This window comes from Pseudomonas avellanae BPIC 631, from assembly GCF_000444135.1.
GTDB classification, from domain to species: domain Bacteria; phylum Pseudomonadota; class Gammaproteobacteria; order Pseudomonadales; family Pseudomonadaceae; genus Aquipseudomonas; species Aquipseudomonas avellanae.
The window spans coordinates 1-406 of sequence record NZ_ATDK01000480.1; the positions used below are offsets into that span (position 1 = coordinate 1).

The window sequence follows — 406 nt, forward strand, 5'->3', positions numbered from 1 at the left end:
TGTTGAGCGCGCGTTCTGGTTGTTGCTCAGCCGAGCTGGCGTGCCTGGCCTGATCGTGACACCAGTCAAGTGGGGTGCCCGTGCGGCGGTGGTCGGTACTGGCGCGTTCTTCGTGGCGTGGGGATTGCTGTATGTATTGGCGGTTGTGTGCTTTATCGCAATCGCAATCGGTTTCGTCACAAACCCTGATATTGAACGCGCTTTGCGTGGTTCTCAGCTTGTTCATTTGGATGACAGCGAACTACCTTTAGGGACGGAATCCAATGCTTATGGGCAGACCAAAAGTTGGTTCGAGTCTGACAAAGAGGGCGGCGGCAAAAACTGAGCGCAACACCTGACCAATCCGGTACGGTGAACCTATGTCATATCATGAACTCAGCATTGAAGAACGCATCACGATCCAGTT

General features: G+C 53.4%; 1 protein-coding gene. It reads left to right on the plus strand.

From position 1 onward, the window contains the following. Positions 1–325 (plus strand): DUF3742 family protein (locus tag DW49_RS01000000128875; RefSeq protein ID WP_024421479.1); only part of this gene is annotated, 325 nt, incomplete at its 5' end. Positions 326–406: the final 81 nt, after the last annotated feature.